Annotated in this window: 10 protein-coding genes; 4 read left to right on the top strand and 6 right to left on the bottom strand. The window is 59.4% G+C overall.

Features of this window, described 5'->3' with window-relative positions:
- Positions 1-289: 289 nt before the first annotated feature.
- The 3 genes from QQK18_RS11070 to QQK18_RS11080 all read left to right on the top strand — a co-directional run bounded on the left by QQK18_RS11070 (position 290) and on the right by QQK18_RS11080 (position 5752).
- Positions 290-1714, top strand: coding sequence for a phosphomannomutase (locus tag QQK18_RS11070; protein ID WP_284340401.1), 1425 nt, complete (start codon positions 290-292; stop codon positions 1712-1714).
- 284 nt (positions 1715-1998) lie between these two features.
- Positions 1999-3972 (top strand): M10 family metallopeptidase C-terminal domain-containing protein, encoded by a 1974-nt coding sequence (locus tag QQK18_RS11075; RefSeq protein WP_284340402.1) that lies wholly within the window; start codon positions 1999-2001, stop codon positions 3970-3972.
- Positions 3973-4327: 355 nt separating this feature from the next.
- Positions 4328-5752 carry a phosphomannomutase gene (locus QQK18_RS11080; RefSeq protein ID WP_284340403.1) on the top strand — a complete coding sequence of 475 codons (1425 nt, stop codon included), beginning with the start codon at positions 4328-4330 and terminating at the stop codon, positions 5750-5752.
- Positions 5753-5815: 63 nt separating this feature from the next.
- Here QQK18_RS11080 and QQK18_RS11085 read toward each other — a convergent pair whose 3' ends face one another.
- The 6 genes from QQK18_RS11085 to QQK18_RS11110 are packed head-to-tail and all read right to left on the bottom strand — an operon-like array spanning position 5816 to position 12270.
- Positions 5816-7204 carry a sugar transferase gene (locus QQK18_RS11085; RefSeq protein WP_284340404.1) on the bottom strand — a complete coding sequence of 463 codons (1389 nt, stop codon included), beginning with the start codon at positions 7202-7204 and terminating at the stop codon, positions 5816-5818.
- Positions 7205-7251: 47 nt separating this feature from the next.
- Positions 7252-8388, bottom strand: coding sequence for a glycosyltransferase (locus tag QQK18_RS11090; protein WP_284340405.1), 1137 nt, complete (start codon positions 8386-8388; stop codon positions 7252-7254).
- A 16-nt stretch (positions 8389-8404) separates the two neighbouring features.
- Positions 8405-9388 (bottom strand): GDP-L-fucose synthase, encoded by a 984-nt coding sequence (fcl, locus tag QQK18_RS11095; RefSeq protein ID WP_284340406.1) that lies wholly within the window; start codon positions 9386-9388, stop codon positions 8405-8407.
- 3 nt (positions 9389-9391) lie between these two features.
- On the bottom strand, positions 9392-10459 hold the full coding sequence (gmd, locus tag QQK18_RS11100) for a GDP-mannose 4,6-dehydratase (protein WP_284340407.1): 1068 nt from the start codon (positions 10457-10459) through the stop codon (positions 9392-9394).
- 7 nt (positions 10460-10466) lie between these two features.
- On the bottom strand, positions 10467-11258 hold the full coding sequence (locus QQK18_RS11105; RefSeq protein WP_284340408.1) for a sulfotransferase family protein: 792 nt from the start codon (positions 11256-11258) through the stop codon (positions 10467-10469).
- A gap of 13 nt (positions 11259-11271) precedes the next feature.
- Entirely contained in the window at positions 11272-12270 is a 999-nt protein-coding gene (locus tag QQK18_RS11110; RefSeq protein ID WP_284340409.1) for a polysaccharide pyruvyl transferase family protein, read from the bottom strand.
- Between the two features lie 200 nt (positions 12271-12470).
- On the opposite strand from QQK18_RS11110, the gene QQK18_RS11115 reads away from it, so the two are divergent.
- Positions 12471-13289 carry an ABC transporter permease gene (locus QQK18_RS11115; protein ID WP_284340410.1) on the top strand — a complete coding sequence of 273 codons (819 nt, stop codon included), beginning with the start codon at positions 12471-12473 and terminating at the stop codon, positions 13287-13289.
- Positions 13290-13304 lie beyond the last annotated feature (15 nt).

The following is a 13304-nucleotide window of genomic DNA, read 5'->3' on the forward strand; positions in this document are numbered from 1 at the left end:
CAGTGCCTCAACATCCCCGATGTCACCCTCGCGCAGGCGAGGGCCCATCTCGAGATGCATCACCAGCCGCAAGGTGTGCGAACAGGGCACGAAACCTGTGCAAACCGCGCTTACAATCCCTGAAGCGTTCAAGCACCCTCCCAACTCCGGAACCTTCGCCACTCGGCTTGCCGGCCGGGCCAGCATCGACTATCGCAACGGGTGTTAGGCCAGCGTTAGGGTGTCGTATCCGCCCGTCCTCCTATCCAGATGCCCCAAGGTTGACAATTTTGCAGCACACGACATCCCAATGAGCGAAACCTCCCTCAAATTCGGCACGAGCGGGTTGCGCGGCCTGGCGACCGAACTCAATGGCCCTCCGGCATACCGATATACGCGGGCCTTTCTCGAAGTACTGATCGATCGCGGCACAGTTTCGGCGGGGTCGCACGTTGCATTAGGACGGGACCTCAGGTCCTCGAGCCCTGGCATCGCGGGCAGGGTCGCCGCCGCGGTGGCGGATCTGGATCTGCGGGCGATCGATTGCGGTGCGCTGCCGACCCCCGCGCTCAGCCTCTTTGCCGCCGCCCGCGGCATTCCGGCCATCATGATAACCGGCAGCCACATCCCCGATGATCGCAACGGGCTGAAGTTCTATTCGCCCGCTGGCGAGATCGACAAACGCGACGAGGCCGCGATAACCGAACGGGTCTGCCGTGTCCCGGCAAGCAGCGCCGTCGCCTCCTCGAGCACCGAAGCCGACCAGACCGCGCTCGAGGACTATAAGGCGCGCTACCTCGATTTCCTGCCCGGCGAGCCGCTTGCGGGGCTGCGCATCGGCGTCTATCAGCATTCCTCGGTCGCCCGCGACCTGCTGTTCGACGTTCTGTGCCACCTCGGCGCCGATGCCCATCGGCTCGGCCGGTCTGAAACCTTCATACCGGTCGACACCGAAGCCTTGCGCCCGCAGGACGTCGCCTCGCTCGAGCGCTGGGCTCGCGTCGACCGGTTCGATGCGATCGTTTCGACTGATGGCGACGCCGACCGTCCTCTCATCGCCGACGAGAACGGGCGCTTTGTCAGGGGAGATCTCGTCGGCGCCATCACCAGCCATTGGCTCGCCGCAGCGGCGATCGTCGTTCCGGTCACGGCCAATTCGGCGCTGGAGCAGGGCGGGCGCTTCGCCCAGGTCGTGCGCACCCGTGTCGGCTCCCCCTATGTCATCGAGGGGATGGCCACAGCCCGCCGGCAAACGCAAGGATGCGTCGTCGGCTTCGAGGCTAATGGCGGGGTGCTGCTCGCAACCCAGGCCCACCGCCAGGGCCGCACCCTTGCGCCCTTGCCGACCCGCGACGCTCTCCTGCCGATCCTTGCGTGCCTTGCAACGGTCGCCAAGCGCGGCATGCCGCTCTCCGCCATTGCCGCCGAATTCGGTTTCCGCGACGCCCGCAGCGATCGGCTGACCGAGGTCGCCCCGGAAGTCAGCACGATCTTCCTCGACGATGTCAGTCAGTCAGAAGAGCTCGACGGCATTGGACGGGTCACGGATGTCGACACCACTGACGGTGTGCGGCTGACGCTCGCGCAGGGGGAAATCATCCACTATCGCGCCTCGGGAAACGCACCCGAATTGCGTTGCTACGTGGAAGCCGAGGCGGCGGAACGGACGGCCGAATTGCTGGCCATCGGTCTCGGTTTCGCCGCCGACAGGACAAAGGCCATCGAGAAGAGATGACGCCACGATAATCAGCTGTGGGGGCTGGCCGCAAGATTCGGCTCCGACTATACTGATCATCTCGCCTGAGTAGCGGATTAACATATCATTAACTACTGTCTCTACCAGCCGGTCAGAGAAATGTGATCCTTTTCCGCGAGCAATTTCGCAAGATTCTATTGCTAGAGATGGAGGAATGGTCATATGTGCGCTGCCGACGGAGAGAGCCACAGAAGGTGTTCGGCCTAAATGCCGACCGACAGTTCTCCATCCGTGCCCACATCGAGATTTCGGAGACTTGTTGAATGCCTGCAGCCGCCAGTGCGAGCCTGACCGGTAATGCCTATGTCGATGGCTTGATCGGCGATACGAAATGGGCAGTCAACAATTTCAGCTACAGCTTTCCGACCAGCGGGACCTATTACGGTTCCGGCTACGGCAATGGCGAACCGACCAACGGCTTCGAAGCGCTGAACGGCAACCAACAGGCGGCCGCGCGTTCGGCCTTCGCCATGTTCGCTGCGGTCGCCAACCTCACCTTCACCGAGATCACCGAAACCTCGAGCCGGCACGCAGATCTGAGGCTGGCGGAGTCGAACACCCCCTCAACCGCCTGGGCCTACATGCCATCGACGAACGCCGAGGGCGGCGACGCGTGGTTCAACAACTCCAGCGGATATTACGACGCCCCGAAGAAGGGCAACTACGCCTTCACCAGCTTCATCCACGAACTCGGCCACACGCTCGGCCTCGAGCACCCGCACCACGGGAGCAGTATCATGCCGGCGGACCGTGACTCGATGGAGTACACGGTGATGAGCTACAAGTCTTATATCGGGGCGGACGAGGACACATTCGTCAATGAGGAGTGGGGTTACGCGCAGTCGCTGATGATGTACGACATCGCCGCGCTCCAGCATCTCTATGGTGCCAACTTCAGCACCAATTCCGGCAACACCATCTATAAGTGGAGCCCGGCCACCGGGGAAATGTTCGTCAACGGCGCGGGGCAAGGCAAGCCCGGCGACAACCGCATTTTCCAGACCGTCTGGGACGGCGGCGGCACCGATACCTATGATTTCTCCAACTATACCACCAACCTCGAGGTCGACCTGCGCCCGGGCCGATGGACAAGTACGTCCGGTGAACAATTGGCATGGTTGAACGTTTTCGGCTCGGAAGTGGCAACGGGCAACATCGCCAATGCGCTACTCTACCAGGGTGACACCCGCTCGTTGATCGAGATCGCAAAGGGTGGTTCTGGCCATGATACCATCGTCGGCAATGTCGCCGCGAATACCCTCTTTGGCCTTGGCGGCGACGACCTCCTCGGTGGCGGCGATGGAAATGACAAGCTTGTCGGCGGCACCGGGGCGGACTGGCTCGAGGGGGGCGACGGCAGCGACTACGCCTATTACAGCTTGGCCACGGCCGGAGTCCTGGCTGACCTTTTCACGCCAAGCATCAACACCGGCGAGGCCGCGGGCGACTTCTATGAGTCCATCGAGCGCCTCTATGGTTCCCGCTACAACGACGACCTGCGCGGCGACAATGCCGCCAACGTCCTCTATGGCGCCGCTGGCGACGACCTCCTCTACGGCCGCGCCGGCAACGACGTCCTCCTTGGCGGTGACGGCACCGACAAGCTTGTCGGCGGCGTCGGAGCAGACCGGCTCGACGGCGGCAACGGCATTGACTTCGCCCACTACCACTTAGCTACGGCTGGGGTCCTGGCCGACCTGCTTTCTCCGAGCCTCAACACTGGCGAGGCGGTGGGTGACACCTACACCTCCATCGAGCGTCTCCACGGGTCCCGCTACAACGACAATCTACGCGGCGACAATGCCCCCAACGTCCTCTATGGCGCCACCGGCAATGACATCCTCTACGGCCGCGGTGGCAACGACACCCTAATCGGCGGCGGTGGCAATGACAGGCTGCTGGGCGGCGGCGGCGAAGACATTCTGTTCGGCGATGCCGGATCGGACATCTTCATCTACAGTTCAGTCAACGACTCGTCGACCTCGGCGCACGACGCCGTCCGTGATTTCGTATCGGGCATTGACCATCTGGATCTGCGATCGATCGATGCCAACACCGGGGCGTCGGGAGATCAGGCCTTCGACTTCATCGGCAACGAGGCCTTCACCGGCCGAGCGGGCGAATTGAGTTTCCGCAATGGCTTCGTCTCAGGCGACGTGGACGGCGACGGCACGGCGGATTTCCAGATTAGCCTATCCGACGTGCTTTCGCTCCTCGAGAGCGACTTCTTCCTGTAGTCGGAAGGGAGCCAGAATCGCCGAATGGGCGGACATGGGCACAATGCGCGACCATAGAATCCTTTTGGGATTTTTAAAGTGGCGAAGGCGCAGGACCGGGTCGGCATTCACAGCCCGTGTGGCTGCGGGCCACTTGCCATTCGACCGGGATTCCTCTCCGTTCCGGTTCAGGCCCACGAGGAACTTGGTACTCCGCGCCACCACAAAGGCCCGACACCAACCGCTATTCGTGCTTCAGGGTTGACAACTCTGCAGCGGAGCACCCTCGAATGGCTATGCACGCGCTTAGCGTGTTGTCTTGGACCCAATTTGCCTCTAGGTCATCTCCGTCTCTGGACGCTTTTGGGATGACTAAATGAAAGAAACCTCCCTAAAATTCGGTACGAGCGGATTGAGAGGTCTTTCTGACGAACTCAATGGTCCGCCGACATATCTCTACACGCAGGCCTTTCTGGAGGTGCTGATCGATCGCGGCACCATTTCGGCGAGTTCACAGGTTGCATTGGGACGGGATCTCAGGTCCTCGAGCCCCGCCATAGCGAGCAAGGTCGAGGCCGCGATAGCAGATATGGGGCTGACAGTCATTGATTGCGGTGTACTACCGACGCCCGCCCTCAGCCTATTTGCCACCGCGCGCGGCATTCCGGCCGTAATGATAACGGGCAGCCACATCCCGGACGATCGCAACGGGCTGAAGTTCTACCGCCCTGACGGCGAGATCGACAAAGGCGACGAAGCCGCGATAACCCAGCGGGTCGATTGGATCGCGGCAGGCGACGGCAAAGCCTCGTCTTCCGCCGAAGCCGACCAGACGGCCCTCGATACCTATAAGTCACGCTATCTCCATTTCCTGCCCGGCGAGCCGCTCTCCGGGCTTCGCATCGGCGTATATCAGCATTCCTCGGTCGCCCGCGACCTGCTGGTCGACGTCCTCTCCGATCTCGGCGCCGACGCCCAGCGGCTTGGGCGCTCCGAAACCTTCATCCCCGTCGATACCGAGGCCATGCGCCCGCAGGACATCGCATCGCTCGAGCGCTGGGCGCGAGTGGACCAGTTCGACGCCATCGTCTCGACTGACGGCGACGGCGACCGCCCGCTGATCGCCGACGAGAATGGGCGCTTCGTCAGGGGGGATCTCGTCGGCGCCATCACCAGCCATTGGCTCGGCGCAGCGGTGATCGTTGTTCCGGTCACAGCCAATTCGGCGCTGGAGCATGGCGGGCGCTTCGCCCATGTGGTGCGCACCCGTGTCGGTTCACCCTATGTCATCGAGGGGATGGCCGCGGCGCGCCAGCAGAGCGGGGGGTGCATCGTCGGCTTCGAGGCCAATGGCGGGGTGCTCCTCGCGACCCAGGCCCGTCGCCAAGGCCGCACCCTAGCGCCACTGCCGACCCGTGACGCTCTCCTGCCGATTCTGGCATGTCTTGCAACGGTCGCCGAGCGCCGCATGCCGCTCTCGGCCATTGCCGCCGAATTCGGGTTCCGCGACGCCCGCAGCGATCGGCTGACCGAGGTCAGCCGGGAGGTCAGCACGATCTTTCTGGACGACGTTCGTCACTCAGTCGAGCTCGACGGCATCGGACCGGTTACCGGGGTCGACACCACGGACGGCGTGCGGCTGACGCTCGCAGAGGGGAACATCATCCACTATCGCGCCTCGGGAAACGCACCCGAACTGCGTTGTTATGTGGAAGCCGAGGCGGCAGAACGGGCAGCCGAGCTGCTCGTGCTAGGCCTCGGCTTTGCCAAACACAGGACAAAAGCCAGTACCGCCCAATGACCCTTCAGCCGCGGAGGAGGCGATGGCTCGGCGCACCGAGAAAGCCGCCGAAGTACCCACGGGTTACTTCGCCCCGGACCAAAACAGCAGTGTCTTGAGCGTTTTGAAAAGGATCAGGAGGTCAAGGTCGAATGAGATGTGCTTGACGTAATAGAGGTCGTAGGAGAGCTTTTCGATCTCTTGATCGTGGCTGCTGGCGTAGCCGTGTGAGACCTGGGCCCAGCCGGACAGTCCCGGTAGAACGAGCTGACGGTTGATATACTGAGGAATGGCGGCTTCTAGCGCCTCAGCTATGCCGACTGCCACCGGTCGCGGACCAATCCAGCTCATGTCGCCGCGCAAGATGTTGACGAGTTGGGGGAGTTCGTCGAGCCGCATAAGGCGCAGAAAACGGCAACCGGGCAGGATACGCCCGTCGTTGGCTTGCGCCGCCCCACTGTTCGACCCACGATACATGGTGCGGAACTTATAGATGCGAAAGGTGCGCCCGCCATAACCTCGCCGATCCTGCATGAAAAACGAGGGCCCGCCGTCGACTATGCGGATGTAAAGCCAGATCAGAGCGCCAAGCGGCACTGAAACCGGCAGGGAGGCGAGAACCGCTACGACGTCGATGGCACGTTTGGCTTTGGAATAGTAGATTTGGCTCGGGCTGTAGGCGAGATGAGCAAGATCGAAACTCTGGATGTCGACCCGTCCGAAGCGGGATTCCAGATAGCTCATCCAAGGCAAGACCTCGACCCCCAGCATATAGAGGCGGGTGAGGAACTGCGCCCACTCAGCCGTATGGTGCGCGCGGCTGTCAATCAACACTCGCTCGAAGCCGACTACGTCGCGGGTGTCGAACGTCACTATGTTCACGTTACCGCCCAGACGTTCTCGGACGCGCACGGCATCGGAGAAGTCCAGGAGACCTACCCGGTCGCGCCTCTCGCGATGAAAGCGAACGTTCGCATAGACCATGACCATAACGACCGCGGGTGCAGCAGCTAGAAGGCCAACATAGCTTATGGGAATGCGAATGGCCGAGAGCACTGCGACGGCGAAATTGAAAATCACCACTGCCGTAATCGTCGCGGCAGTGATCGGGAACTCATGTCGACGCATTGCAGTGAGCAGAATACCGGTCAAAAGCGGTACCATGACGAGCACGATAGAGACGGCCATCAGATTATGCCAGTCCCGCCGCCCGGCACTCACAATCACAAAAGCATAAGCGGCGCATGCGAGGACCGCGGCTATAACGATGAACGGCAGAAGGGATTTGAGCTCACCAATGAATCGATAACGTCGCACGGTGGCCCCGCGCCTCACGATCTTTAGCAGATCTTTCGGTCCAGCATCGTTTGCAGGTGCGAGCGCTTGTTCGTCCGATTTCTTCAGCAATCCTGAAACCCCTATGAGGTCGATGCGCGCCCTCGGATCAACCGTACTAATGCCATCATCACCCATGGCAAATGTTTCCCTATCCGCAACGCTCCCCGCTGCTTAATGCCAGATCAAGTGCGCGAGGCATCTTGATCCCTGTCGCGATCTCGATGCGCGACATCGGCGATGACCGCCTTGACGGCTGCCACGAAACCTTCGCGCGCGAAGCGGGAGGCCTGCGTCTCGCAGGCCTCCCGCATGGACCACGCCCGTTCTGGCGTCATCTCCCGCACGGCTTGGACGAGATCGTCATCGCTGAAGTTGGGAGGTAGAAGCAGCCCAGTCCTTTCTGGTAGGACAGTCTCGAGCAGTCCGCCTTCTGCGACCCCAATCACCGGCTTACCGGCCGCCATGGCCTCGACAGGCGATATGCCAAAATCCTCATCTATTGGCAAATACAGCGTCGCGACGGCTTGGCCAACCAGTTGGCGCAGCGCCTCATCGTCAACCCACCCTTTGAACTCTATGTTGTTCGCGTCCCGCGACATCCTAACAAGCGCGTCTTGTTCTTCTCCTCCGGACACGACAATGAGCTTCTTGTCCGGGAGTTGACGAAAGGCGGCCACGATCCTGTCAACTCGTTTTAGCTTCGATAGACGTGCCGTAGACAAATAATAGTCCGCTTGGCCGGTCCAACGAAAGCTGTCTGTGTCGACGGGCGGATAGACCACGATGCTGTCGAGATCCATAAACTGCTTGAGGCGGTCGCGCGTATTCTGCGAGTTGGTGATGACAACGTCCATACGAGACACGGCAAGTCGATAAGCCCGCTCGTAGAAGGTGAGCGGCAAGGCAGCGAGGACACGCAGCCATGGTGGCAGCGTCCGCAGATAATAATCCTTCTGATCGTAGAGAAATCGCGGTGGCGTATGGCAATAGAAGATGTTGACGCCACCTGCACCCTTGGCAGGTGCGGCAAAGCACGCGGCTACACCGGAAAATATGCGTATAGGGAACGCCTTAGCTAGACCACGTCGTGCGGCAAAGGCGGCCGCGAGCGCGAATAATCGTACGCCGCGGATGTTGCGGAAACCCTGGAGACCAAGCGAGCGTGAGTGCCGTGGAAATGGGCGTTCGTCATAGCTCTCGCTCGTGCGATATCCATAGATCAACGCAGCGTCCATTGCCTGGCAGAGCGTCAGGACCAGCCTCTCACCTCCGCCGCGTATCGCAAAGTAATCGTGGAAGATGGCAATGCGTCTATCCATTAGACGAGGGCCACGCCTAGGATCGGTCGATAGTTGACGACGAACTCGGGAAGCGAGCGTCGGGATGGTGGTCAAGGAACCATCGGTAGGTATGGCCGATGCCCTCCTCGAGCGAGATGCGCGGAGACCAGCCTAAGGCACGCAGCCTATCGGCGCTCATGAGCTTGCGAGGTGTGCCGTCAGGTTTCTCGAGGTCCTGGACTATCTGGCCTTCGAAACCGACCACCCGACAAACCATCCGCGTGAGGTCGAGGATGGTTACATCCTCGCCCGACCCGACATTTATATGCTCGGTATTCGAATAGGTCTTCAACAGGAAGACTAGTGCGTCAGCGCAATCGTCAGCGTGCAGGAACTCGCGGCGCGGGGTGCCAGTGCCCCAGATGACTATCTCTTTGTCGCCTCTTGCCTTGGCTTCGTGCGCCTTACGGATGAGCGCGGGCAGCACGTGGCTTGATGTGAGGTCGAAATTGTCCTCCGGCCCATAAAGGTTAGTCGGCATGGCCGAGATGTAGTCGCGGCCGTGCTGGCGGCGAAATGCCTCGATGAGCTTGATGCCGGCGATCTTGGCGATGGCATACCACTCGTTGGTCGGCTCGAGTGGTCCGGTCAGTAGCGCCGACTCGGGGATCGGCTGGGGCGCGAATTTGGGATAAATGCAGCTCGAACCCAGAAATAGAAAGCGTTCCACGCCGACCTCGTGCGCGGCTGCCACGATGTTGGCCTCGATCATCAAATTTTCGTAGAGGAAGTCGGCGGGATAACTATCGTTTGCCAGAATTCCACCCACTCTGGCGGCAGCCATAACGATGGCGCTCGGCCGCGCACCTTCGAGAAACGCCTCAACCTCGTTCTGGCGCCTGAGGTCTACGGTCTCGCGTCCAGCGGTCAAAATCTCGCAACCCTCACTGGCCAGACGCCGCACCACTGCTGAACCCACCATGCCACGGTGGCCAGCCACCCATACTTTCTTGCCCGCAAGTTCATAGGATGCGGCCATGCCTCATGCTTCCTTCATCACAGAAGCGGTTTTCATCACCTTCAAATCCGCCTCAACCATTTCCCGAGCCAGTTCGCGTACAGACGTGTCGTGCGACCAGCCCAACTTCTGGCGCGCTTTGGAAGCATCACCTAACAGCAGGTCGACCTCGGTCGGGCGGAAGTAGCGTGCATCCACCTCGACAAGCACCCGGCCGGTTGCCGCGTCATATCCCTTCTCCTCCGCCCCCTCGCCCCGCCACTCAATGATTACCCCCACCTCCTCGAAGGCCCAGGCAACGAACTCGCGCACCGGTGTGGTCACGCCCGTGGCAAGCACATAGTCATCCGGCTCATCCTGCTGAAGCATAAGCCACATGCCTCGCACGTATTCCCGAGCGTGACCCCAGTCCCGCCGAGCGTCCAGATTACCGAGATAAAGCTTTTCCTGCCGGCCTAAATGGATAGCCGCGACCGCCCGGGTAATCTTACGCGTCACGAAAGTCTCGCCGCGGAGCGGGCTCTCATGGTTGAACAAAATGCCGTTGGAGGCATGCATGCTATAGGCCTCGCGATAGTTGACCACGATCCAGTAGGCATAGAGCTTTGCGGCCGCGTAGGGCGAACGCGGGTAGAATGGTGTGGACTCGCGCTGCGGCACTTCCTGCACGAGCCCGTAGAGCTCGGAGGTGGACGCCTGGTAGAAGCGGGTCTTTTTCTCTAGCTCCAGAATACGGATAGCTTCCAAGAGCCTCAGCGTGCCGATGCCGTCGGCATTGGCGGTGTATTCAGGAGTCTCGAACGAGACCTGCACGTGGCTCTGGGCGGCTAAATTGTAGATTTCGTCGGGCTGGGTCTCCTGCACCACTCGGATAAGGTTAGTGGCGTCGGTCAGGTCGCCGTAGTGCAAAATGAAGCGGGCATCCGGTTGGTGCGGATCCTGATAGATGTCCTCGATACGGCCCGTATTGAACGACGAAGAGCGCCGCTTAATACCGTGAACCTCGTACCCCTTTTCCAGAAGCAACTGCGCAAGATATGCACCATCCTGACCCGTTACACCCGTGATCAACGCTCGCTTGCGGCCTGCCATACAACGTTCACTCCTTCTCAACCGACCCCTGCAGGCCGTAGCCTAGCTGGTTCGAAATCTCTGCATAATGCACACTTGCCATAACTTCCCGCACAATTTCAGGGGCCATCGTGCGGCGCGGTCGAGGAACTATCTCGTTGGACTTCCGCCCTGAATCTCCTGTGAGCCGAATTGTCGACATGCGTGTAGCAAACTGCGGGTCGAAGTCGAGTTCCAGTGCAAAACATATGGCTTGGGTAGTCCGCTGGGGATTCCTAACGAAGTCCTCGTAGCGAAAAATCTTGCCCGGCTCGAAGTGGCGAACCAGCAGGAGAAACCTTCGGCAATATTCGTCGAAGGACTCGACTTCATGGAGCCATCCGTTCTCACGGCTCGAGAGCCAGCTATCAATGGGATCTCGGACGGTGACGATCGACAATGGCGTCAGACCGCCTTCGGCGAGCGCGAGCAGCAGACTGCTTCTGGTGTTGGGCACACGACGCATGAGATCGCTATGAGCATGATCGCGTACGATCAGGGAATAGCCGCTCTCGCTGGCGATTTCGTGGATGAGCCGGATACGGTCGGCCAAGACCCTTCGCGCGAAAAGCCCCCGGTGCACGCCGGGCAGAAGCTTCTCGTCTACTGCCAAGTACCGACGGATGAACTGTTGTACGGGGTCGAAAGGATTGAAACGGACCTGCCCTACGAATGGACCGATCTCGCTGAGTAGAATTGCCTTGGGTTGGGCTGCCAGGGCTTTCGACATCAGTGTGCCGCCGCTGGCGGCAAGATGATGCATCGTCCTGACAAAGTTCACCGCGCCACCCTCACTAGCTCGCAGTGACGCCTACCTGCTCGCGCTTTTTGCTAACCCGGTTGATTAGACGAACGGCGGACGCTGCGACCTCAATCGGCTCCAGATCGAAATTGATCTGAGGCAGCTGATGCTCTTTTGCGAAGGCACTATATTTGTGTCCACCCGGCTGGCCGAGAAAGGCGGCGGCCGCACCCATTACTTTTGCCAGCACCAGTGCGTGATACCGCCACGCGAACACAACGTCGACACCAGCGTAGTATTCGAGAAGCTCTTCGACGGTCGATGGGAAAGGCAGAGACTGAATTCTACCACGGCTCGCCTGCCAGAAATACTCGCCATATATAACATCATTCTGTGCTATCACATTGAAGTGTCTTGTGTGAGGTATATACACAAAGTCACAATATCCAAAGCATCGCTCAACTATTAAGTTATAAATGTGAAGCGTCTTTCGCCGATGCGCCTCATCATAATAGAACGGAACTGCGGAATGACTTATGCCTACAACGATCCTTTCTTTGTTGAATTTCTTCGCAGGTTTGTCGCGCAGCTCAAGAACAAAGTCCGGCTCGTAGATGGCCCTATCCGTGACATTCAGTTGCTTCAGGAGGTCGACGGAAAAATGGTCGCGAACGGAAATGCGGCTGCAAAGCGAGAAGAGAATTTTTGCATCGTCAATGGCAGCGTGCACGCCTTGTGCGCCGAGCCGCTCCACCTGCACGTCACACCCGATCTCGCGGGCGCTCTCCGCACAGCGCCGCATGACTGCGGCATGGGAAGCCGTCCAAAACAACCCACCCCCAGCGAAAATCAGAGTATCGCCCGGACTCAGAAATTCTTTAGGGTTGTCGATGAAGGCAAAGTGGTCAATGTAATCTACCTCTTGCCTTAAAAAGGGCGAACCGTAGGAAACAACCTTGCAATTGTTACGGCCGTGGATCTCGAGAGCTGCTTTGAGTATGGCGTCGTCACCTAGGTTTCCTGTTCCGTAAGCACCATACAGAAAGAGCATTACAACCTCCGTGTTTGCCAACAGGGCACGAGACTTTCGAGCCACGACGAGGCCGCTACATGGCACAGCATGGGTCGATAGTCCAGCCGATCTCTATCGGCCAGCGCGGCCGGCAGTACGGCTAGCTGTGCTGGGTGGACCGAGGCGGTCTTTCCGGCTAAAGACGCGACCGCAACCCGCGCAACTGGTGCTCCCGACATATGAACGAAGCCGCGAGAAAGCAACTAAAGCCTACGGAGTGGAATGTCGCATTTCACGATCTTGCCTCGGGCTTTCGGCAATGGCGCCTCTGGACGGCGCTGGGTTACGAGGATCTCCGCCACGCCTATCGCCGTACCCTTCTGGGTCTTGTCTGGATCGGCGTGTCCTTCGGTACGTTCGCCCTAGTTAAAATTCTCATCTTTTCCGGACTGAATGATCAATCTACCCAGCTATTCTCGACATGGGTCGTAGCGGGGTTCCTTTCTTGGCAGTTTATCTCCGCCACGATCACGTCCGGCGCCAATGTATTCATTGCTTCCGAGGGGTGGATCAAGGGGGTGAGGCTCCCGATGTCCACTTACGTCTACCAGAATATTTTTAAAATCGGATTACAGGATTTAATCAGTCTTGTCGTGGCCATCGCGCTAATAGTGTTATTTGGGTATTATAATCCGATCGGCATTCTATTGTCGCTTGTGGCGATACCGATGTATGTGCTTACTGCGGTGCCAGTTCAACTGCTCTTGGGCATGCTTTGCGTATTCAGCCGGGATTTGCAGCAATTCATCAACACGGGCATTAGGCTTCTATTCTTCGCGACGCCTATTATTTGGATGCCTGCGCCAAACACAGTTCTTGCCCAAGTGTCCTATTATAATCCGTTCAGCTATTTTTTGTCGCTATTTCGAACGCCCATCCTCGAAGGTGTAATTCCGTTGGACGCCATCCTTGTTTGGTTTTTTACGACGCTGACCTTATGGGGCGTCGCGCTATTTGTTTTCAAGTCATACCGCTCACAGCTCGCGCACTGGCTCTAATGGCACTACTTGTTG

Source organism: Devosia nitrariae (genome assembly GCF_030160115.1).
Lineage (GTDB): Bacteria > Pseudomonadota > Alphaproteobacteria > Rhizobiales > Devosiaceae > Devosia > Devosia nitrariae.